This window comes from Rhodococcus sp. OK519, from assembly GCF_003051005.1.
Classification (GTDB): Bacteria; Actinomycetota; Actinomycetes; order Mycobacteriales; family Mycobacteriaceae; genus Prescottella.
In genome coordinates this window covers 512,405-533,619 of sequence record NZ_QAOW01000002.1, presented here as the reverse complement: position 1 = coordinate 533,619, position 21,215 = coordinate 512,405, and the positions used below count along the sequence as shown (strand labels likewise).

Below are 21,215 nucleotides of genomic sequence, written 5' to 3'. Positions count from 1 at the left end.
CCGGGGGAGGTGCGACGTGGCGCAGCAGGCCCGTGCCGTCGCGACCCGACAGCAGATCGTCCTTCGTGCGGCCGAGGTCTTCGACCGCGTCGGGTACTACGGGGCGCGGGTGGAGGAGATCGTCGAGAGCGCGCGAATCACCAAGGGCGCGCTCTACTTCCACTTCGGTTCCAAGGACGACCTGGCCCACCACATCATCCGTGAACAGCACCTTCTGGCTGTGCGGGCGACCGAGGCCATCGCCGCCACCGAGGCGTCGGCGCTCGAGCAGATGGTGATGCTGTGCCACGAGATGGCGCGTCAAACGTACGATCCGATCGTCCGAGCGGGGATCCGCCTCACCGTCGAACTCGGTGCGACCGATGCGCTCGGTGACGCCCCGGCCGACCCCTACCTGCCGTGGACGGACTCGGCGACCCGCCTGGTGGCCCGCGCCGTCGAGCAGGGCGACATCGCCGAATCGGTGTCGCCGCCGGTGCTCGCTCGTCATCTGATCGCTGCGGTCACCGGGACGCAGTTGGTGTCGCGGGTGCGGACCTGGTTCGAGGACGTGGAGCGGCGCGTGGACGAGATGTGGGGCGTGCTGCTCCCCGGGATCGTCCCCGTGAACCGGCGCGACCGGATCGGCCCGGCCAGTTCCGCGCGCTGGTGCGCCGAGATGGTGTGACTCAGCCCTCGGTATTGTCCACGTCACGTGCATGATGCACATCGAGTGCATGCGGGAATGAGGCGTGGTGACGGAGTCGGTCGACAGCAAGCAGGGTCTCTATGTTTTCGAGGACTTGACGGACGAGGAGATCGCGCGGGAGGCCGAGCTCTACGGCGAACTCACCGAGAGCGTCCGGGATCTGGTCGAGCTCACGCTGGCCACCGAGTCCGAGGACGACGACATCCGGCGCGCGCGGGAACACATCGAGGCGGCAAAGCAACTGCTGGCCGAGAAGACCCGTCCGCATCCGTACGGGGTGCGATGGAATGCGTCGGGAACCCGGCGGGCGTGGGGCAATGCCGTCGTCGGTCTGCGGAACGCCGTCGCGCCGCCGTTGCTGATCCAGCGCGAACCGGACGGTCGCGTGTGGGCGGACGTCGAACTCGGGATGCAGTACGAGGGGCCGGCCGGTCTCACCCACGGCGGTATCTCGGCCCTGCTGCTCGATCAGGTCCTCGGTGAGGCCGCCGAGCACGGCGGCGCACCGGGCATGACCGCGACCCTGACCCTGCGCTACCGGCGTCCCACGCCGCTGGGTCGACTGCACGTGGAGGCCCGTGTCGACCGGGTCGAGGGCGTCAAGACGTTCGTGACCGGACACATCGCCGGCCCGGACGGCGTCTGCATCGAGGCCGAGGGCATCTTCATTCTGCCGCGCTGGGCGCGAGAGGCCGGCGGAACCCACGCGCTGCCGGTACCCGGCCCAGCCTGAGGCGCGGGCGGCCCGCACGCGTATGGGGGAGAATGTGTCCATGGGATTCATGGATTCGGTCAAGGGCCTGGTCAACAAGGGCCAGGAGCTCGCTTCGGAACACTCCGACAAGGTGCAGGACGTCATCGACAAGGCCGCCGGTCTCGCCGACGACAAGACCGGCGGCAAGTACAGCGACAAGATCGACAAGGCCGCCGAGGCTGCCAAGAAGGTCGTGCCGCCCAAGGAGTGAGCCGCGCGTCGTTCGCGCCGGATGACCTGTCCGGAACGATCGGCGGCACAATCGACGGGTGAACCTCACACTCGTGCTGCTCGTCATGATCGCGGCCATCGCCGTGACGAGCCTGGCGAAAAGACGGGACCTGCAGGTTCCGCTCGTCCTCGTCGCGTTCGGGTCCGCGGCATCCTTCATACCGGGAATGCCGCGGCTCGAACTGGAACCCGAGATCATTCTCGGCGTGGTGCTTCCGCCGCTGTTGTACGCGGCGGCACTCGATTTCTCGTTGTCGAGTCTGCGTCGCAACTTCGCCTCGATCCTGAGACTCGGCGTGGGCCTGGTGCTGGTCACCGCGTTCGCTGTCGGATTCTTCGCGAATTGGTTGGTGCCCGAGTTCACGCTCGGCGCGGCGCTCGTCCTCGGCGCGGTGGTCTCGCCGACCGACGCCGTCAGCGCGGTCAGTGTGGGCCGCAAACTCGGTCTGCCGAAACGCGTCCTTGCAATTCTCACCGGTGAAGGCCTGCTCAACGACGCGACAGCACTGACGCTGTTCTCGGTGAGCGTGGCCGCGGTCGCCGGCACCCGCGTCGTCGTCGAGCAGCCCTTGCTGTTCTTCCTCTACGAGGTGGCGGGCGGCGTCGCGATCGGCGTCGTCATGGCCACGGTCGTCCGGTGGGTGCGCGCTCGCATGTACGACTCCCCGCTGGAAACCGTTCTCGGACTGGTGCTGCCGTTCGCCGCCTACCTGGCCGCGGAGTCGATCCACACTTCCGGCGTGCTCGCCGTCGTCGTCGCCGGCTTCGTGATGGGTCATCACGCGACCAACGTCTCGATTCCCACCCGGCTGCAGGAGCGGTCGCTGTGGGCAACTCTGGATCTGCTGCTCGAGATGTTCGTTTTCGCCTACATGGGCCTGCAACTCAAGTTCGTCATCGACGACGTCGCCGACGAAGGACTGCCGGTCCACCACATCTTCGCGTACGGGTTCGCGGTGCTGGTGGTCGTGATCCTGGTCCGGCCGCTGTGGGTGTTCCTCAACTGGGGCCCGGTGCGCCTGCGGTTCTCCCCGCGTCGCCACCGATCGACGGAGCCCACCCTGAACTGGCGCCAGAAACTGGTGGTGTCGTGGGCGGGCATGCGCGGCGTGGTGACCCTCGCGGCCGCCGGCGGTATTCCGGTGCTCACCGCGTCGGGTGATCCGTTCCCCGGTCGCGGCGTCATCCAGGCGATCGCCTTCGTCGTCGCGGTCGGCACACTGCTCATTCAGGGCGCGACCATTCCGTTCATGATCAGGCGCCTCGACGTCGCCGACCCCGCCGAACTCGAGCGGGCCCACCACCAGACAGTGATCGCGCGTCGGATCGCCTCCGATGCCGCCGACCGGGCCCTGGCCGAGGTCGCGGCGGGTCCGCCCGCCGGGGTGGACCCGGACCAGTTCGTCCGGGCACTCAACCGGGTGCGGGTGTCGATCCGCGCGCAGGCCCGGGTCGAGGAGGCCGAGGGCGAGGACGACGGCGACGACATCAAGCTGAAGCACGCGGGCGCGCTGTTCGACTCGGTGCGCCGTCGCGTCCTGCAGGCCCAGCGCAGCGCTCTGATCGCCGCCCGTGACGAGGGCATCCTCGACGACGAGGTGTTGCGCGCCGAACTCGAGTCCCGGGACATCGAGGAGGCCGCTGCGGAGCAGCGGGTGTGGCGGCGTCGTGGCTGATTCGGTGTTCTGACGGGCACAATCGATCCGTGACCCGAACTGGTGCGCTACTGGCAGTGCTGCTGTGTGCGGCGGTCCTGGTGGGCTGCTCGGCCACCGCGGACGAGCAGCAGACCCCGCGGACCACCGCGACGCCGACGTCCGAGACGGCGGCTCCACCCGATCCAGCCGATCGGGGCGTCGTCGTGTCGGCCGAACCGTTCACCGGCACCGGGCTGACGGGTCAGCGGATCCTGTACCGCTCGACGTCGGGGATCGACGGGCGCGGCACCGAGGTGTCGGGCACGGTGTTCGTCCCGCCGGGGCAGGCGCCGCCCGGCGGGTGGCCCGTCGTCTCCCTCGGCCATCCCACGACCGGACTGCTCGACGAGTGCGCACCGTCGCGGCATCCCGACCTGCTCGGTTCGGCCGGGCTCGTGCGGGATCTACTCGCCCGCGGATTCGTCGTCTCGGCCACCGACTACGAGGGCCTCGGCACCGACGGCCCGCACCCGTACCTGGAACCGATCACGGCGGCGTACAACATGATCGACGCTGTCCGCGCCGCCCGGATGCTGGTGCCCGACGCGTCGCCGCGGTGGGCCGCGATCGGGGTGTCCCAGGGCGGTCAGGCGTCGTGGGCGGCCGCGGAGCGGGCCGGGCAGTACGGCGACGGTCTCGAGTTCGTCGGCTCTGCGAGTCTGTCTCCGCCCGCCGATCTGAGTCCGATCGTGTCGGACGGGCCGCCGAATCTCGACCTCCCGCAACAGATCTTCCTGCCGATGCTGCTCGACGGGCTCAGCGTGTCCCACCCCGACCTCGATGCCAGCGCCTACATCCGGGGCCCGCTCGCCGACAACCGTGACGTGATCCGCTCGTGCACGGGCGCACTCGCGTCGCGCAAGCTGTCGGTCGCGCTGAACGTCACCCCGGCGGACACGTTGCCGCGCAGCGACAGTGACGTCGTGCGGATGCGGGACTGGCTCACCGCGGACGCGCTCCCGCAGCAACCCGCGGCCGGACCGCTGCTCGTGGTGGTCGCCGGACGCGACAACCTCATCCGTCCCGACTGGACGACCGCGGCCGTCGGACGCGCGTGCGGGCAGGGCGACGTGATCGAACTGCGCTACCGCGCGGACGACGTGCACGCCGACTCGAAGGCGCTGCCGGGGGCGGTCGACTGGATCACGGACCGTTTCTACGGGGTCCCCGCGGTGAGCACGTGCGCCGGGCAGGCGCCGCGGTGACCGCTCTCGTGTGGACCGCGGTCGTTGTCGTGGTCGCGGTATCGCTCACGTATGTCGCGATGCGGACCCGGCGCGTGCTCACCACACCCGCCGAGCGGGCCGTGCACGACACCCTGCACACCGCATCGTTGGCCGCGCGCCCGCTGCGCCGCGGCCTGGACGAGACGTCGGCGCGCGAGGCCGCGCCGCACCTGCGGGTGCTGACCGGGGCGCAGTCGCTCGCGATCATCGGTCCGGACGGCGAAGTGCTGGCCTGGACCGGACCGCACGAGGCCCTGTCGGCGCAGTTGGTCGCCGCGGCCGAGCGGGCGATCGACGGCGGCCGGCGTGTCCTCGTCGGGCACGCCGATCTCGAGCGGGGCGCCGGCGACCACGACGTGCGGGCGCTCGTGGCGCAACCGTTGCTGATCGAGGGCACCGGGGTGGTCGGGGCGCTCGGCGTCGTGGTCACCACCGAACCCGGACCGGCGATGCTGGGCGCGCTCACCGAGGTGGCCCGGTATGCGTGCGGTCAGATCGAACTCGCCGAACTCGACACCTCCCGCGCCCGGCTCGACCGCGCCGAGGTGCGGGCCCTGCGCGCCCAGATCAGTCCGCACTTCATCTACAACGCGCTCGGCACGATCGCGTCGTTCGTCCGCACCGACCCGGACCGGGCCCGCGAACTGGTGCTCGAGTTCGCCGACTTCACGCGCTACTCGTTCCGGTCGGCCGGCGAGTACACGGTGCTGTCGGACGAACTGCGCAACATCGACCGCTACCTCACCCTCGAGCGTGCGCGCTTCGGCGACACCCTGCAGGTGCGGTTGCAGGTGGCACCCGAGGTGCTCAGCGTGGTGCTGCCGTTCCTCGCGCTGCAGCCGCTGGTGGAGAACGCCGTGCGGCACGGGCTGTCGGGCAAACCGGACGGGGGCACCGTCTCGATCGTCGCGTCCGATGCGGGACCGGACTGCGTCATCAGCGTCGAGGACGACGGCGTGGGGATGGATCCCGAACTGCTCCGGTCCGGTGAGCTCGACGCCGTCGCGTCCGGGACCGGCGGACCGAGTGCGTCGGAGACCGCGCACGTGGGCCTGGCCAACGTCGACGATCGGCTGCGGGCCGCGTTCGGCAACGACTACGGCCTCGTGGTCGAGACGGCTCCCGGCGCCGGGACCAAGGTCAGCATGCGGGTCCCGAAATTCCGGCCCGGCATCCGGGTGTGACGGCGGCGAGCGTCGGCCTGCCTGGTCCGGGCGACCCGTCCGACGTGGCACGATGGATTCGTTGTGAACGAGATCTCTGACGGGCCCTCCGACGGCCCCCTGACGGTGCTGGCAGTCGACGACGAGCGACCTGCCCTCGACGAGCTGGCGTACCTGCTGCGCGCCCGCGACGAGATCGGCGACATCCGCACGGCGGGGGATGCGACCACCGCGCTGCGCATCCTGCGTGACGGCGGCATCGACGCGGTCTTCCTCGACATCAACATGCCCGGCCTCGACGGCCTCGAACTCGCCGGGATCCTCACCCAGTTCGCGCAGCCGCCGTCGGTGGTGTTCGTGACCGCGCACGAGGACCGGGCGGTGGCGGCCTTCGATCTCGGTGCCGTCGACTATCTGCTCAAGCCGCTGCGGGAGGAGCGTCTCGCCGAGTCGGTGCGCCGGATCGTCGAGCGACGACGCCGTTCGACGGGCGACGGCGACGAAGACTCGTCGGTCGACGAGGTGATCCCCGTCGAACTCGGCGGTGTCACGACGCTCGTGCCGCGTTCGACGGTCAAGTGGGTGGAGGCCGACGGCGACTACGCCCGCCTGCACACCGCCACCGGATCGCACCTCGTGCGCATCCCCATCTCGTCGCTCGAGAGCCGCTGGGCCGACGCCGGTTTCCTGCGGGTGCACCGCTCGTACCTAGTATCGCTCGCCGAGGTGACCGGCATCCGCAGCGTCGGGTCCGGCCTGGTGGTGTGCCTGCGGCCGCAGGGCGGTGCGCCGTCGGTGGAACTGCCGGTGAGCCGGCGCCACACCCGTGAGTTGAAGGACAAACTGATCCGCGGTCCACGGCAGAGCTGGACGTCGAGGTGACGTCGCCGGGTGCCGTCCCGCCCGCCCGGGAGCGGGTGGTGCTCGCGAAGCGGCGCGGCGCCCGGATGGTGCGGACCCGCGTCGAGGTGCAGGAACAGACCGAGGTGGGCGATGCGATGATCCGCGGACTCGTCCGCGCCCAGCTGAGCCTGGCCGCGCGGGTCGCGGCGGCGGTCGCGCTGCTGTTCGCGGTCGTTCCCGTCGTGCTGTTCGTGTTCCCGAGCACGGCCGACGCCACGATGTTCGGGGTGCGCCTGCCGTGGCTGCTGGCCGCGATCGTGCCGATCCCGGTCCTGCTCGGGGCGGGCTGGTTCTACATCCGCGCCGCGGAGCGCAACGAACAGGACTTCGCCGACCTGGTCGACGACTGAGGCCGCGCCGATGACCGGACAGCCGATACCTCTCCTCACAGTGCTGGCGCTCGTCGCCGCTGCCGTCGCCACCGTCGGCATCGGCATCTACGGGGTGCGGCTGGCGCGCACCACCTCCGACTTCCTCGTCGCATCGCGCAGCGTCGGGCCGCGCTGGAACGCCGCCGCCATCTCCGGTGAATACCTTTCGGCGGCATCATTTCTCGGGGTCGCGGGCCTGATCGCGAAATATGGTGCGGACGCGCTGTGGTACCCGATCGGCTTCACCGCCGGCTACCTGGGACTGCTGCTGTTCGTCGCGGCGCCGCTGCGCCGCTCCGGCGCCTACACCGTCCTCGACTTCGCCCAGTTCCGTCTCGGCTCGCTGCTGGTGCGGCGCGTCGCGATGGTGGTGGTCGCGTCGGTGTGCGGGCTGTACATGGTGCCGCAGTTCCAGGGCGCCGGCCTGACCCTGAACATCCTGCTCGGCGTGCCCGGGTGGGTGGGCGTCGTGGTGGTCGGGGCGATCGTGATCGGCAACGTCGTGGGCGGCGGCATGCGGTCCATCACGTTCGTGCAGGGATTCCAGTACTGGCTCAAGCTCACCGCCGTCGCGGTCCCGGCACTGGTGCTGGCCGTGTACTTCTTCGCCGACGAGCGACCGGTCGGCGCGCCCGCCCCGCCCACCGTCACGGCGCAGACGTCCGTCGACATCACCACCGACGTCGTCGTGCAGGTCGCCGCCGCCACCGACGTCACGGTGCACGGCGACCTCGACGGCCGACCGGTGTCGGGCGACGTCCAACTGGGCGCCGGCCGGCACGAACTCGGCAAGGGCACAACGTTGGTGCTGCCCGCCGGATCGCCGGTGCCGGTCGTCGCGGGCGCCCCCGCCGACGGTGCCGGGTGGCTCGATCCGGGCGGCGGCTTCGGCGGTCCGCACCCACTGTTCCAGGTGTACTCGCTGATCCTCGCGACGTTCCTCGGTGCGATGGGCCTGCCGCACGTGCTGGTGCGGTTCTACACCAACCCCGACGGCCGCGCGGCCCGGCTGACGTCGTTGGTCGTGATCGCGCTCGTGGGCGTGTTCTACCTGTTCCCGGTGCTGCTCGGGGTCTTCGCGCGGCTGTACGTCCCGCAGTTGCTCATCACCGGGACGTCGGATGCGGCGGTGCTGCTGCTGCCGTCCGCGGTGCTGTCCGGCTGGGGCGGCCAGCTGCTCGCGGCGCTCGTCGCGGCCGGTGCGATCGCGGCGTTCCTGTCCACGTCGTCGGGCCTGCTGGTGAGCATCGCCGGTGTCCTGAGCACCGACGTGCTGCGCGGACGGGTCCGCGACTTCCGCGTCGCCGCGGTACTGGCCGGGACGGTCCCGCTGGTTCTCGCGCTCGGGGCGGCGTCGCTGGACCTGTCCCGCTCGGTGGGGTTGGTGTTCGCGGTCGCGGCGTCGACGCTGTGCCCGCTGCTGGTCCTCGGGATCTGGTGGCGCGGGCTCACCGCGGCCGGCGCCACGGCCGGAATGATCGTCGGACTGGTCGCCGGCGGGGGAGCGGCGCTGCTCGCGGTGCTGGGTGTGCCGTCCGAGAACCTGTGGAACGGTTGGCCGTCGGTGCTCATCGGGTACCCGGCCGCGGTGAGCGTCCCGCTGTCGTTCGCGGCAATGGTCTTCGTCAGCATCGCGACCCGACGGCAGGCACCGCGCGACGTGGGACGCATCTTCGCCCGGATGCACGCACCCGAGCGGCTCGGGATGGGCCGCGACCGCGAGGGCGACCTGCGGTCTACCTGACGCGAGTTTCCGGTGGGCGGGTCTCGCGATTGACGCGGTTCCTCGGTATCGGCGAACGTGACGGGTCTGCGTGCGCTGCCCGTGTGCACGCTCGGAAGAAGGAGACCCCGTGTCGGATTGGCACTGCCTCGGAACGGCCGACGACCTGCGTGACGGAAAGCCGCACGCCGTCCGGGCATTCGATACCGACCTCGTGGCCTACTCCGATCGGGCGGGCGTCATCCACGTCCTCGATTCCCGTTGCCCGCACATGGGCGCCAACCTGAGCAAGGGCAGGGTCGTGGGCGACACCATCGACTGCCCGGCACACCTCTGGCGCTGGAACGGCCAGGGCAAGTGCGTCGGCGGCTCGCCGAAGCTCCTCCCGATCCGCTCGTGGACGACGGAGGAGCGGGACGGACTGCTGTATCTGCAGCGGTCCGACGCCCCGCCCACCGGCCGGCCGGTCAGGCCCGCCAACGCCTGGTGGTGACCCTCACCGTGCTCCGCGGACCAGCGCACCCGGGCGAGCCCCGGTGTCGACGCCGTCGCGGAGCACCACCTGACCGGACACGATGGTGGCCCGGTACCCGTCGGCACCCTGCAACAGACGCCGGGCCCCGCCGGGCAGGTCGTGCACCATCGTCGGCGACTGCAGTTGCAGCCGTTCGAAGTCGATCACGTTGAGGTCGGCCTTCTTGCCCTCGGCGATCACACCGCGATCGCCGAGGCCGTAGATCGTCGCCGTGTCGAGAGTCATCTTCCGCACCGCGGTCGCGAGCGGAATCAGGTCGCCGCGGCTGCGGTCGCGCGCCCAGTGCGAGAGCATGAACGTCGTGTTGGACGCGTCGCAGATGGCGCCGACGTGCGCACCGCCGTCGCCGAGTCCGATCGCGGTCGCGGGATGCATCAACATCTCCCGGATCGGGTCGAGCGTGAAGTCCGAGAAGCCCAGCAGCGGACGGAAGAACAGTGCGCGGCCCTCGTCCGCGAGCATCAGGTCGTAGGCGTACTCGAACGGATCCTTCCCGGCGCGCGCGGCCTCGCGGGCGAGGCTGGTGTCGGGATCGGGCTCGTACTGTGGCGGGTGACCGAGCTCGAACGTCCGGTCGAGCCGGCTCAGGTACGGCATCCGGTTGTCCGGTGAATCGGATTCGTCGAGGATCGCCCGGCGGGTTGCCGGGTCTCGCAGTGCCGCAACCAACGCGTCGAGGTCGCCCCCGGCGCGTGCGGCGGCCGCGACGTAGCTCGGCCGGGTGTTGAACGCGTTGAACGTCTGCACGCCGGTCAGCAGGCCCAGCGGGCGGGCCGGGACCTGAGGCCGGAGCGGAATACCGGACTCGTATGCGGCGGCCGCCGCATCGAGAAGTCGCTTCCAGTCGTTCGGTGCGTTGTCGTGCTGCATCAGGCCGAAACACACTGTCCGACCGGTAAGTTCCGCCAGCCGCACCATCCAGTCGAGTTCCCGGTCGGGGGCGGCGAGATCCTCGCCCATGATGCCGGCCGGTGCCAGTTCGAACACCCCGGTGCCGGCGGCGGCCAACGCCTGACCGATCCCGAACAGTTCGTCCTCGGCGGCGAAGGTTCCCGGCACCGGTTCCCCGTCGATCGCCCGGTGCACGATGGTCCGCGACGTCGAGAACCCGAGGGCGCCGGCCTCGACGCCCTCCCGGACCAGCTTGGCCATCAACGCGATGTCCTCGGTCGACGCGGCCTCGTTGCGGGCACCGCGCTCACCCATGACGTAGGCGCGCACGGCCCCGTGCGGGACGTGTGTCCCCACGTCGATCGCCAGCGGCTGCCGTTCGATCGCGTCGAGATACTGCGGAAACGACTCCCAGCCCCACCGGATCCCCGCCGACAACGCGGCACCGGGGATGTCCTCGACGCCCTCCATCAAGCCGATGAGCCACTCCCGATCGGCGTCGGCCACCGGCGCGAATCCCACGCCGCAGTTGCCCATCACCGCGGTGGTCACGCCGTGCCAGCAACTGGGCGTGAGCATCGGATCCCAGGTGACCTGGCCGTCGTAGTGGGTGTGGATGTCGACGAACCCCGGGGTGACCAGCAACCCGGTCGCGTCGATGACCTCGTCGGCATCCGCGTCGGCGAGTCGGCCGCCGGGGACGACCGCCACGATCCGCCCGTCCCGGACGCCGATGTCGGCGACGTACGGTTCGTCGCCGGTCCCGTCCACCACTGTCCCGTTGGAGATCACAAGAGAGAACGCCATATCCACTCCTCGCTGACCGTCGAACCGGCATGTCATCCGTCCGGATGACAATCGTCAGGCTAACTGGACACGGTGTCAGTGAGATGGAAAATGGGCCCGGTCGTTTGTTCGGCGGGCGCTCGGCGGGAGCCGTTCGTCGCATCCGGCTGACCGTTCGGCGCACGCGGCGACAGCTCGGCGTGTGACTGCCGCCACAGGCTTCTGATGTGACCTGGCTCTCATTAATGTCGCATCGCACACCCCGCGACGCAGGTCGCCCGCCATCGGAGGAGTCCCGCTCATGACCACCACGGATCTCGGCTCGGGGGCGCCGCCGCAGCGGCCCACCCCGGACGCGCAGGCCTTCGTCGACATGCAGGCCAGTCCGGAGTTTCAGGAGCTGCGGCATCGGTTGCGGCGCTTCGTCTTTCCGATGACCGCGTTCTTCCTCACGTGGTACGGCGCCTATGTCCTGCTCGCTACGTACGCGTCGGACTTCATGGCCACCAAGGTGTTCGGCAACGTCAACCTGGGGATCGTCCTCGGGCTCGGCCAGTTCGTGACGACATTCGTGATCACCGCGCTGTACGTGAAGTTCGCCAACCGTGAACTCGATCCGCGCTCGTCGGCGATCCGCGAGGAACTGGAAGGACCGGCACAGTGATCACCACACTCGCGCAGGAGTCGGCCACGGACGTCGGCAATCCACTGTTCAACATCGCGATCTTCGTCGCGTTCGTCGTCGGCACCATGACGCTGGTGATCCGCGCCAGCAAGTCGACGAAGAAGGCCTCGGACTTCTACACGGGCGGCGGCCAGTTCACCGGTCCGCAGAATGGCTTCGCGATCGCCGGCGACTACCTGTCGGCGGCGTCGTTCCTCGGTATCGCGGGCGCCATCGCGGTGTATGGCTACGACGGCTTCCTGTACTCGATCGGCTTCCTCGTCGCGTGGCTCGTCGCGCTGCTGCTGGTGGCCGAACTGCTCCGCAACACAGGACGTTTCACGATGGCCGACGTCCTGAGCTTCCGGCTCAAGCAGCGTCCGGTCCGGATGGCGGCGGCGCTGTCGACGCTCGTGGTATCGCTGTTCTACCTGCTCGCGCAGATGGCCGGCGCGGGCGGCCTGGTGGCACTGCTGTTGAACATCAAGGACTTTGCGGGCCAGGCGATCGTCGTCGCGGTCGTCGGCGTGCTGATGATCGTGTACGTGCTGATCGGCGGCATGAAGGGCACCACGTACGTCCAGATGGTCAAGGCCGTGCTGCTCATCGCCGGCGCCGGCATCATGTTCGTCCTGGTGCTGTTCGCAGTGAAGGGCAACTTCTCCCAGTTGCTGGCGGACGCGCAGGACATGGTGAACGGCTCGGCCAACGAGGCCGTCGCCGGACGCGACGTGCTGGCGCCGGGCGCCAAGTACGGCCTCAGTGACATGTCGCGGCTCGACTTCGTCTCGCTCGGTATCGCGCTCGTCCTCGGTACCGCGGGTCTGCCGCACGTGCTCATGCGCTTCTACACGGTGCCGACCGCGAGGGAAGCCCGCCGCTCGGTCACGTGGGCGATCGGCCTGATCGGCGCCTTCTACCTGTTCACGCTCGTTCTCGGCTACGGCGCCGCGAAGATGGTCGGCCCCGACAAGATCCTCGCGGCCCCGGGCAAGGAGAACTCGGCGGCACCGCTGCTGGCGTTCGAACTCGGCGGCACGATCTTCCTGGGCATCATCTCGGCGGTCGCGTTCGCGACGATCCTCGCCGTCGTCGCCGGCCTGGCGATCACCGCGTCGGCGTCGTTCGCTCACGACATCTACGCCAGCGTCATCAAGCGCGGCAAGGCGTCGGAGGAGGAGCAAGTCCGGGTCTCGCGGATCACCGTCGTCGTCATCGGCGTCGTCGCGATCGTGCTCGGCATCCTCGCGATGGGCCAGAACATCGCGTTCCTGGTCGCCCTAGCCTTCGCCGTCGCCGCGTCGGCGAACCTGCCGACGCTGCTGTACTCGCTGTTCTGGAAGAAGTTCAACACCACGGGCGCGCTGTTCAGCATCTACGGCGGCCTGATCAGCTGCCTGCTGCTCATCGTGTTCTCGCCGGCCGTCTCGGGCGCCAAGACGTCGATGTTCCCGAACGCCGACTTCGCGTGGTTCCCGCTGGCCAACCCCGGAATCGTGTCGATCCCGCTGGCGTTCCTGCTCGGCATCGTCGGCACCTGGGTCGGCCGGAACAAGCTCGAGGATCCGGTCAAGCAGGCCGAGATGGAGGTCCGTTCGCTCACCGGCGTCGGCGTCGAGAAGGCCGTCTCGCACTAGGAGCGGTCACCAGTGCGCCTCGTGACGCAGTCGCGGCACGAGGCGCACTGTCGTGTACGTCACCTTTTTCATTGGTTACGATCCGTCAATGGCCAAGCTGAAGGTGTCCGTCGACGTGCCCATGAGTCCGGAGGACGCGTGGAACCGGGCGTCGGATCTGAGTGAGTTCGAGCAGTGGCTCAGCATCCACGAGGGCTGGCGCAGTGACCTGCCCGCGGAACTGAGCGCCGGCACCGTCATCAGCTCGGTGGTGTCCGTCAAAGGACTGCGCAACCGCGTCAAGTGGACTCTGAAGCAGTACAATCCGCCGCGCAGCCTGCTGCTCAAGGGCGACGGCAAGGGCGGCGTCAAGCTCGGGCTGGTCCTCAGCGTCGAACCCTCCACGGCGGGCGCCATCGTCGCCCTCGACATCGACCTCGGCGGCGCGCCGCTGTTCGGGCCCATCGGGTCGGGCGTGGCCAAGGCGCTGCGCGGCGACATCGAAGGCTCGCTCCAGAAGTTCGTCACCCTCTACGCCTGATCCGGCGGAACCCGCACAACGCGACCCGCACCCCTACCGGATCGCGCTCTATACGGAGGTCTCGAAGACATGGCCGGTCGTCACAGCGCGCCGCGCGCGAAGCCCGCGGCGGGGACGTCGCCCCTCGTCAAGTATGGGGCGATCGGCCTCGCGGCCGTGGTCGTCGTGGGTGCCGGGGGGTACTTCGTCGTCGACACATTCGTCGGCGGTGGGTGTGACTCGGTCACCGAGTACGTGGTGGCCGCGGACCCGTCGATCTCGCCGGTTCTCACCGAGGTGACCTCTGCGGCGTCGGCCGAGGACCTCGGCTGCCGCAGGTACCGGATCGAGGCGGCGTCCGGCATGGAACCGCTCGGGTCGCCCGGCCAGCAGGCCGGCCCGGACCTGTGGGTTCCGGATTCGTCGCAGTGGGTCGCGAAGGCGAGCAGCGGCACCGGCACCCTGTTCGACGTCGCCGCCCAGTCGATCGCCTCGACCCCAGTGGTGATCGCCGCCCGTGGGGGCGACATGCCGTTCTTCGCGACGTGGCTGACGGCGCTGCAGTTGTCGGGCCTGAAGATCGGCGACCCGCTCACCAGCAGCGTCTCGGGCGCGCCTATCGTCGGCGCGCTGTCGGAGGCGGCCGCCGGCACCATCGCCGTCGACGCAGTGCCCGGCGCGCTGGTCCCGCTCGCGCAGGCCCAGGCCGCGAACATGCACCAGACCGACCCGTCCGCGCGGCTCGCGGCCGTCGCGTCCGACGGCGGGATCGCCATCGCCACGGAGCAGCAGGTGGTGGGTCAGAACGAGGGCGACTCCGCGGTGAGGCTGGAGGCGACCGCCCCGAACTCGGGTGCGGTGTTCCTCGACTATCCGGTCGTGGCCACCGCCACGGGCACCGAGCACGACGACGCACGCGAGGCCGGCGTCACGTTGGCCGAGGTGATGGGGTCCGAGGCCGGCCGGGCCGCGTTGGCGCAGCGCGGCTTCCGCGGTCCGGACAAGGCCCCGCTCGTCGCCGGACGAGGCGTCGGTGACGTCGCGGTCCTGACGGTCTCCGATCCCACCGAGACGGCCAAGGTGCTGAAGCGCTATGCGGTGCTGGCACTTCCGTCGCGCGCACTCGTGGTGGAGGACGTCTCGGGTTCGATGGCCGAGAAGGCCGGCCCCGAGACCCGGATCGCGTTGACGGTGCAGGCCAGCGAGACCGGCGCCAGGCTGTTCCCCGACAACGCGCAGTTGGGGCTGTGGGCATTCTCGATCGGACTCGGCGGCAACGGGCAGGACTACAAAGAACTGGCCCCGATCCGCCGACTGGACGAGAACGTCGACGGCATGAGCCACCGCCAGCGGCTGACCGACGCCGTGCGGACCCTGCCGTCCCTCGTCAAGGGCGGCACCGGTTTGTACGACACGACGCTCGCCGCGTTCCGCAAGGTCAAGGAGGGCTACGACCCGGCTGCGATCAACAGCGTCATCCTGCTCACCGACGGGGCCAACGAGGATCCGTCCACCATCTCGCTCGACGAACTGCTGGCCACGCTCAAGCGCGAACAGGATCCCGCGCGTCCGGTCATCATCGTCACGATCGGGATCACCGAGGACGCCGATGCGGCCGTCCTGCAGAAGATCTCGGCCGCGACGGGTGGAACCAGCCACGTCGCGCGAACTCCGGCCGAGATCCCCGGGGTGTTCGTCGACGCGATGCGCAGCCGCGCTGCGGGCTGATCCCACCCCTCGCTGCGTCAGGGCAGGGCCGCGTCCGTCACGGCCCGCACGTGCTCCTCGGTGACCCCGGGCGCGCACTCGCGCAGGACCAACCCGGCCTCCGTCACATCGATGACGGCCAGATCGGTGATGATGCGGTGGACGACGCCGCGGCCGGTCAGCGGCAGCGAGCACCGTTCGACGATCTTCGCGGCGCCCGTCTTGTCGGTGTGTTCCATCAGCACGATGACGCGGCGGGCGCCGTGGACCAGGTCCATCGCGCCGCCCATGCCCTTGACCATCTTCCCCGGCACCATCCAGTTCGCCAGGTCTCCGGTCGCGGAGACCTGCATGCCCCCGAGCACGGCGGTGTCGATGTGGCCGCCGCGGATCATCCCGAAACTGATGGCGGAGTCGAAGAACGACGCGCCCGCGTTCACCGTCACGGTTTCCTTGCCGGCGTTGATCAGATCCGGGTCGACGGCGTCCTCGGTGGGGTAGGGGCCGGTCCCCAGGACGCCGTTCTCGCTGTGCAGCGTCACCTCGACGTCGTCGGGCAGGTGGTTGGGAATCAGCGTCGGCAGACCGATTCCGAGGTTGACGTACTCGCCGGACACGAGTTCCTGTGCGGCGCGGGCAGCCATCTGCTCGCGCGTCCAGCCGACAGTCTCGACCACCGCGGTCATCGTGTGCCCTCCTCCGCGGCCGAAACGGTCCGCTTCTCGATCTTCTTGTCCTGCTGTCCGATGTGCACGATGCGGTCGACGAAGATGCCCGGCAGATGGATCTGCTCGGGGTCGAGTTCGCCGGCCGCGACGATCACCTCGACCTGGGCGACGCACACCCGCCCGGCCATCGCCGCGAGTGGGTTGAAATTCATTGCGGCCTTGTTGAACACGAGGTTGCCCTCGGTGTCGGCGACCATGGCGTGCACCAGTGAGAAGTCGGCGGTGATCGACTCCTCGAGGACATAGTCGCGGCCACCGAACACCCGGACCTCCTTGGGCGGCGACGCGAGCGCCACCGAACCGTCCGCGGCGTACCGCCACGGCAGACCGCCCTCGGAGATGGGCGTACCGACGCCGGACGGCGTGAAGAAGGCCGGGATCCCGGCCCCGCCCGCGCGCATCTTCTCGGCGAGCGTGCCCTGCGGCGTCAACTCCACCTCGAGTTCGCCCGACAGGTACTGGCGGGCGAACTCCCGGTTCTCTCCGACGTACGACGCTGTCACCCGTCGAATGCGCCTGTCCTCGAGTAGTGTTCCCAGGCCGTGGCCGTCGGTGCCGCAGTTGTTGGAGAACACCTCGAAGTCGGTTGCCGGGCCGGCCGCGAGCGCCGCGATGAGGACATCCGGAATGCCGCACAGTCCGAAGCCTCCGACGGCCAGGGACGACCCGGACGGGATGTCGGCGACGGCGTCCGCCGCCGATGTGTAGATCTTGCTCATGAATACCTTTCCGTCTCAGATTGTCTCGACGTCACCGACGCGCGCGGGCGCGGTGCTCTGTGTGGCGAGCTTGCGCAGGCCCGCCGGATAGACGCGCCTGCCGACGAGGAGTGCGGCGATGGCGGCGATGTAGAAGAGGGGTGCGAGTGAGAGGGACTCGATCAGTCCCAGGCGATCGGCGAGGATGCCGATGACGAAGGGGCCCAACGCCAATCCGAGAACATTGTTGGCGATGGTGAGTGTACCCAGCGCGGACGAACGGACCGATTCGTGGGTGAGGCCGGCGACCATCGCGGCGGTCGGTCCGGAGCATCCCGCGGAGAAGAAGGCGCCGACACCGAGCAGGATCAGCTGGGGCGCACCGGTGCCCAAGCGGAATCCGATGCCGAGCGCCACGAGGGAGATCGTGCAGAAGACGACGGCCGTCATCCACTTGCGGGCCGGATCGGTGCGACTCACGCGGTCGGTGATGATGCCGCACACCACCATTCCGGTGCCGACCAGCAGGACGAACAGCGCGGCCACCGCGCCGGCCTTGTCGAGTGCCATGTCGTAGTACCGGTTGAAGAAGCTGGGCGTCCACGACAGCAGGACGGCCGCGGTGAACATCTGGAAGCCGCCCGCGAGGTAGACGCACCACACCGCGGGATTGGTGAACAGGGTGGACACGGGAACCCGGATCGCCGGGGCGACGCCGTCGGATTCGGCGACCGGATCGTCGTGCACCGCGTACTGTGCGAGACGCGACTCGGTGACCACGGCCCGGAACAGTGCGACGAGGATGAGCCCCAGTACCGCCATCGCCGTGAACGACCAGCGCCACCCGACGTTGACGGCGATCACTCCACCGAGCGAGACGCCGACCACGGAACCGAAGGAACCACCGGCCATGAAGAGGCCGCTCAACGATGCGTGCTTCCGCGAAGAGAACACGCTCAGGACCAACGCGATGCCGACGCTGCCGTACGCGGCCTCGCCCACGCCCACGAAGAACCGCGCGGCCAGCATCTGCTCGTAGTTGGAGGCGATCGCGCAGCACAGCGTGGCCAGGCTCCACATCACAGCCATCAGGACGAGGCTGCGGACCCGACCCCACCGGTCGGCGAGCAGCGACAGCGGGAAGGTGAGCAGACCGACCATCAGCGCGACGACGCTCGTGAGCGAGGCGAGTTGGGAGTCGGACAGCGCCCAATCTGCTTTGAGCATCGGGAAGACGGCACTGAGAACCTGTCGGGACATGTAGTCCGACAACAGCAATGCGAAGGCGAGACCGGCGACGAGCCACGGGTAGATCCGGGATCGTGGGCGCTCCGGCGCCGGGGCGGCGACCTGCTCGGAGCGATCGTCTTCGATGGTTCCGGCCGGTTGGCCGGTCGGCGTGGGTGACAGTCCCATGGGTGCTCCTGGAGGCGACTGGGCTGATTGGGGTGGCGCCGCAGCGATATACGCGAACAGCGCCCGGATGCCGGCTAGGACCGGGCTTCGAACGCGGTCAGTTCTTCTTCGAGGATCGGGACGCCGAGGTTGCAGGCATGGATGCCGAGCACGCTGACCATCTGGAGGACGGTGAGGATCTGCTCGCGGGTCACGCCGAGTTCGAGGGCGGCGCGGATATGGCGTCGGACGCCCGGCGCGTACAGGTGGGTGGCCGCGGCGTCGATCGCGATGCTGAGCAGTTCGACGAATTCGGGCGAGAACACGCCGCGGCGGATCGGCGTCGCGTTCATTGCCATGAACTGTTCGGTCCATTCCGGATCCCAGCGAGAAAGCGTATCCCACAGGGGGTTCCAGTTGCCCTCGTCGTGCAGGCGATCGATCGTCGGGGTGGGTGTCGCTTCGGGATTCGTGGTCAAGGCAGCACTCGTTTCGCGGAGATCGGCAGGGGAGAGTGATGGGGCGACGTTCCCGTTCGTTCGGAACGTGGCGCACATCACGTTATCCCGATGCGGCCCCAGATGATTACCCCTGCGGGACGGGATTCTGTGCATTTCGGGACACGGGTGCCGACCCGTGGTCAGGTGGGAGTTGTCGTCTGCTTACGCCAGGCGCGCGGGCTGACGCCGAATTGCTGATGAAACCAGCGGGAGAAGCTACTCGGCGTCGAGAAGGCGAGCATCTCGGAGATCTCCGTGAACGAGTAGCGCTGACCACCGACCAGCCGGTTGGCGAGTTCGACGCGGGTGGTGTCCAGGACTGACGTGAAGGTCTGCCCGGACTTGGCGAGGTGGCGGTGGACCGTCCGGCGATCGACGCCGAGGCTGCGTGCCACCTGATCGATAGAGCACCGGCCGGTCGGCAGGAGTAGTTCGACGAGCTCGCGCACGCGGCCGGCGATCGTCGGCTCCTCGGGGGCGGAGAGTGAATCGAGGAACTGCCTGGCGTACGACCGCGAGTGAGGGTCGGAGAGTCGGTTCGGCTCGTTCAGATCGCCTGTGTAGGTGACAATTCCACTGAAGTCGTTGTCGAAGGCCAGCGGTGCGCCGAACATGCGTCGGTGGGTGGAATCGTCGGTCGGAGCACTGTGCTCGAACGAGACGGACACCGGATGCCAATGGTCGCCGAGCAGGCTGCGCAGCAGTTGATGGACCACGGTCACCGCGAGTTCGACCGACTGTCGCACCGGCATGGGTTCACCCGGTTCGATGCTGACCCGGATCACGGACAGTCCGTCTCGCTCGGACAGGCGGATGTGTAGCGCCTCGTTGTACATGTGCTGGTACCGGATCAGCATCCGGAGCGCACTACGCGCGTCGGGCTCCTCGCGAATACTCACGCTGAGGGGGCCGAGCGTCGAGAGTCGTCGGTGCTCGGCGAGCCGCAGCGCGAAGTCCTGTCGCCCGGACGCGGCGGAGGATCGCTCGAGCAGTCGGGCGACGGCCGCCGCCGGTACCCAGCGATCCTGCAGGTCGAGGCCGGCGGGGTCGAGTCCGACGGACCGCATCAGCTCCACCGGTTCGATGTGCAGAGTGCGGCTGAGCTCGATGTATCCGGTCAGTGCGGCGTATCGCGCGAGGGGTCTCGGCACCCGCGTCACCCTCCTTCGGTGGCTCCGACTGTCCCGCAAGGGTAGGTGTGTGCCACGACACGACTCGATGCGGGTGTGACGCAGACTACCGCCAATGTCCCGAATTGGACAGAAATATGTCCCTCCAGGGTATGTGCGATCTCCGCGGAATCGATACTGTCGTGTCATCTGGGTCACACCGATCGACCTTCGGCTCGAACGAGGTTGTGGCCCCGCATTTTTCGAAACTGCGCGAGTGGACCGGCCGGTACGGGTCCGGCTCATGATCAAGGAGGGTGTTATGGCCAAGGCGATTCGCATTTACGAGACCGGTGGCCCCGAGGTGCTGAAGTGGGAGGCCGTCGAGGTCGGCGATCCCGGACCCGGTGAGGTGCGCATCCGACACGAGGCGGTCGGCCTGAACTTCGCGGACACGTACTTTCGGACCGGTCTGTACCCGGCGCCGCTGCCCGCGGGAATGGGTGTGGAGGCGGCAGGTGTCGTCGAGGCGGTGGGCGACGGAGTAGTCGACTTTCACGCCGGCGACCGCGTGACCTACACCGGCAGCCCGCTGGGCGCATACAGCACCGAGCGGGTCATGCCCGCCGAACACCTGATCGCGCTGCCGGACGGCATCGCCTTCGAGACGGCCGCCGCGATGACGATGCGCGGTCTCACCACGTCCTACCTGCTGCGACGGATCCAACCCTCGCTGAAGGCCGGCGACACCGTCCTGCTGCACGCTGCCGCGGGCGGCGTCGGGCTGATCTTCTGTCAGTGGGCAAAGTTGCTGGGCATCAACGTCATCGGAACGGTTTCGAGCGATGCCAAGGCCGAGGTGGCTCGTGCTCACGGCTGTGGCGAGGTGATCGTCTACACGCGGGAGAACGTCGCCGAGCGGGTGCGTGAACTCACCGGCGGGGCGGGCGTGCCGGTCGTGTACGACAGCATCGGTGCGTCCACGTTTCAGTCGTCGATCGACTCGTTGGCGCGTCGGGGCCTGCTGGTGGCGTTCGGGACAGCGTCCGGCCCGATCCCGCCCATCGACGCGATGCAGCTGGCGGTCAAGGGATCTCTGTTCGTGACCCGACCGGCGCTCGCCGACTACATCGCCGATCCTGCCGAGCGTGCGGAACTGGCCGGTGAACTGTTCGGGCACGTCGAGGCCGGACGCATCGAGATCGAGATCAACCAACACTACGCGCTCGAGGAGGCCGAACAGGCCCATCGCGACCTGGAATCGGGCATCAGCATCGGCTCGTCGGTCTTCTCCTTCTGATTCCGACTTC

General features: G+C 69.1%; 21 protein-coding genes. 15 read left to right on the top strand and 6 right to left on the bottom strand.

Annotated elements, in window-relative coordinates:
• Positions 1-16 precede the first annotated feature (16 nt).
• From C8K36_RS09915 to C8K36_RS09870, 10 genes are all read left to right on the top strand, one after another.
• Entirely contained in the window at positions 17-667 is a 651-nt protein-coding gene (locus C8K36_RS09915; RefSeq protein ID WP_107984281.1) for a ScbR family autoregulator-binding transcription factor, read from the top strand.
• Positions 668-734: 67 nt separating this feature from the next.
• Complete coding sequence (locus tag C8K36_RS09910; RefSeq protein WP_107984349.1) at positions 735-1,421, top strand: PaaI family thioesterase; 687 nt, start codon at positions 735-737, stop codon at positions 1,419-1,421.
• Between the two features lie 40 nt (positions 1,422-1,461).
• Complete coding sequence (locus C8K36_RS09905; RefSeq protein ID WP_107984348.1) at positions 1,462-1,653, top strand: antitoxin; 192 nt, start codon at positions 1,462-1,464, stop codon at positions 1,651-1,653.
• Positions 1,654-1,711: 58 nt separating this feature from the next.
• Positions 1,712-3,349, top strand: coding sequence for a Na+/H+ antiporter (locus C8K36_RS09900; RefSeq protein ID WP_107984280.1), 1,638 nt, complete (start codon positions 1,712-1,714; stop codon positions 3,347-3,349).
• Positions 3,350-3,378: 29 nt separating this feature from the next.
• Complete coding sequence (locus tag C8K36_RS09895) at positions 3,379-4,575, top strand: lipase family protein (RefSeq protein ID WP_107984347.1); 1,197 nt, start codon at positions 3,379-3,381, stop codon at positions 4,573-4,575.
• A 59-nt stretch (positions 4,576-4,634) separates the two neighbouring features.
• The gene (locus C8K36_RS09890; protein WP_420910871.1) at positions 4,635-5,780 is read left to right on the top strand and encodes a sensor histidine kinase; all 1,146 of its coding nucleotides are present in this window, start codon (positions 4,635-4,637) and stop codon (positions 5,778-5,780) included.
• A 63-nt stretch (positions 5,781-5,843) separates the two neighbouring features.
• Positions 5,844-6,641 (top strand): LytR/AlgR family response regulator transcription factor, encoded by a 798-nt coding sequence (locus C8K36_RS09885; RefSeq protein ID WP_107984278.1) that lies wholly within the window; start codon positions 5,844-5,846, stop codon positions 6,639-6,641.
• Between the two features lie 65 nt (positions 6,642-6,706).
• The gene (locus C8K36_RS09880; RefSeq protein ID WP_420910870.1) at positions 6,707-7,012 is read left to right on the top strand and encodes a hypothetical protein; all 306 of its coding nucleotides are present in this window, start codon (positions 6,707-6,709) and stop codon (positions 7,010-7,012) included.
• 10 nt (positions 7,013-7,022) lie between these two features.
• The gene (locus tag C8K36_RS09875; protein WP_107984277.1) at positions 7,023-8,777 is read left to right on the top strand and encodes a cation acetate symporter; all 1,755 of its coding nucleotides are present in this window, start codon (positions 7,023-7,025) and stop codon (positions 8,775-8,777) included.
• 109 nt (positions 8,778-8,886) lie between these two features.
• Positions 8,887-9,249 carry a Rieske 2Fe-2S domain-containing protein gene (locus C8K36_RS09870; protein WP_107984276.1) on the top strand — a complete coding sequence of 121 codons (363 nt, stop codon included), beginning with the start codon at positions 8,887-8,889 and terminating at the stop codon, positions 9,247-9,249.
• Between the two features lie 3 nt (positions 9,250-9,252).
• Here C8K36_RS09870 and C8K36_RS09865 read toward each other — a convergent pair whose 3' ends face one another.
• Entirely contained in the window at positions 9,253-10,989 is a 1,737-nt protein-coding gene (locus C8K36_RS09865; protein WP_107984275.1) for an N-acyl-D-amino-acid deacylase family protein, read from the bottom strand.
• 280 nt (positions 10,990-11,269) lie between these two features.
• On the opposite strand from C8K36_RS09865, the gene C8K36_RS09860 reads away from it, so the two are divergent.
• The 4 genes from C8K36_RS09860 to C8K36_RS09845 all read left to right on the top strand — a co-directional run bounded on the left by C8K36_RS09860 (position 11,270) and on the right by C8K36_RS09845 (position 15,496).
• Positions 11,270-11,632, top strand: coding sequence for a DUF485 domain-containing protein (locus tag C8K36_RS09860; RefSeq protein WP_107984274.1), 363 nt, complete (start codon positions 11,270-11,272; stop codon positions 11,630-11,632).
• Complete coding sequence (locus C8K36_RS09855; protein ID WP_107984273.1) at positions 11,629-13,269, top strand: solute symporter family protein; 1,641 nt, start codon at positions 11,629-11,631, stop codon at positions 13,267-13,269. The genes C8K36_RS09860 and C8K36_RS09855 overlap by 4 nt, the downstream gene beginning before the upstream one ends.
• A gap of 88 nt (positions 13,270-13,357) precedes the next feature.
• Positions 13,358-13,789 (top strand): type II toxin-antitoxin system Rv0910 family toxin, encoded by a 432-nt coding sequence (locus C8K36_RS09850; RefSeq protein ID WP_107984272.1) that lies wholly within the window; start codon positions 13,358-13,360, stop codon positions 13,787-13,789.
• A gap of 69 nt (positions 13,790-13,858) precedes the next feature.
• Complete coding sequence (locus C8K36_RS09845) at positions 13,859-15,496, top strand: substrate-binding domain-containing protein (protein ID WP_107984271.1); 1,638 nt, start codon at positions 13,859-13,861, stop codon at positions 15,494-15,496.
• Between the two features lie 17 nt (positions 15,497-15,513).
• Here the strand turns inward: C8K36_RS09845 and C8K36_RS09840 are convergent, their stop codons facing one another.
• From C8K36_RS09840 to C8K36_RS09820, 5 genes are all read right to left on the bottom strand, one after another.
• Positions 15,514-16,161 (bottom strand): CoA transferase subunit B, encoded by a 648-nt coding sequence (locus tag C8K36_RS09840; protein ID WP_107984270.1) that lies wholly within the window; start codon positions 16,159-16,161, stop codon positions 15,514-15,516.
• Complete coding sequence (locus C8K36_RS09835) at positions 16,158-16,922, bottom strand: CoA transferase subunit A (protein WP_107984269.1); 765 nt, start codon at positions 16,920-16,922, stop codon at positions 16,158-16,160. Before C8K36_RS09835 ends, C8K36_RS09840 begins: the two co-directional genes overlap by 4 nt.
• A gap of 15 nt (positions 16,923-16,937) precedes the next feature.
• Positions 16,938-18,317, bottom strand: a complete 1,380-nt coding sequence (locus C8K36_RS09830) for an MFS transporter (RefSeq protein ID WP_107984268.1) — start codon at positions 18,315-18,317, stop codon at positions 16,938-16,940.
• A 74-nt stretch (positions 18,318-18,391) separates the two neighbouring features.
• Positions 18,392-18,775 carry a carboxymuconolactone decarboxylase family protein gene (locus tag C8K36_RS09825; protein WP_107984267.1) on the bottom strand — a complete coding sequence of 128 codons (384 nt, stop codon included), beginning with the start codon at positions 18,773-18,775 and terminating at the stop codon, positions 18,392-18,394.
• Positions 18,776-18,936: 161 nt separating this feature from the next.
• Positions 18,937-19,947, bottom strand: coding sequence for an AraC family transcriptional regulator (locus C8K36_RS09820; protein WP_258195354.1), 1,011 nt, complete (start codon positions 19,945-19,947; stop codon positions 18,937-18,939).
• 280 nt (positions 19,948-20,227) lie between these two features.
• On the opposite strand from C8K36_RS09820, the gene C8K36_RS09815 reads away from it, so the two are divergent.
• A complete protein-coding gene (locus tag C8K36_RS09815) occupies positions 20,228-21,205 on the top strand; it encodes a quinone oxidoreductase family protein (protein WP_107984345.1) in 978 nt (325 codons plus the stop codon).
• The last annotated feature ends 10 nt before the right edge of the window (positions 21,206-21,215 follow it).

Coding starts and splice junctions, on each gene's coding strand:
- C8K36_RS09905 (WP_107984348.1), top strand. CDS start 1,462: ATGGGATTCATGGATTCGGTCAAGGGCCTGGTCAACAAGGGCCAGGAG.
- C8K36_RS09845 (WP_107984271.1), top strand. CDS start 13,859: ATGGCCGGTCGTCACAGCGCGCCGCGCGCGAAGCCCGCGGCGGGGACG.
- C8K36_RS09875 (WP_107984277.1), top strand. CDS start 7,023: ATGACCGGACAGCCGATACCTCTCCTCACAGTGCTGGCGCTCGTCGCC.
- C8K36_RS09860 (WP_107984274.1), top strand. CDS start 11,270: ATGACCACCACGGATCTCGGCTCGGGGGCGCCGCCGCAGCGGCCCACC.
- C8K36_RS09865 (WP_107984275.1), bottom strand. CDS start 10,989: ATGGCGTTCTCTCTTGTGATCTCCAACGGGACAGTGGTGGACGGGACC.
- C8K36_RS09835 (WP_107984269.1), bottom strand. CDS start 16,922: ATGAGCAAGATCTACACATCGGCGGCGGACGCCGTCGCCGACATCCCG.
- C8K36_RS09830 (WP_107984268.1), bottom strand. CDS start 18,317: ATGGGACTGTCACCCACGCCGACCGGCCAACCGGCCGGAACCATCGAA.
- C8K36_RS09850 (WP_107984272.1), top strand. CDS start 13,358: ATGGCCAAGCTGAAGGTGTCCGTCGACGTGCCCATGAGTCCGGAGGAC.
- C8K36_RS09880 (WP_420910870.1), top strand. CDS start 6,707: ATGGTGCGGACCCGCGTCGAGGTGCAGGAACAGACCGAGGTGGGCGAT.
- C8K36_RS09890 (WP_420910871.1), top strand. CDS start 4,635: ATGCGGACCCGGCGCGTGCTCACCACACCCGCCGAGCGGGCCGTGCAC.
- C8K36_RS09840 (WP_107984270.1), bottom strand. CDS start 16,161: ATGACCGCGGTGGTCGAGACTGTCGGCTGGACGCGCGAGCAGATGGCT.
- C8K36_RS09815 (WP_107984345.1), top strand. CDS start 20,228: ATGGCCAAGGCGATTCGCATTTACGAGACCGGTGGCCCCGAGGTGCTG.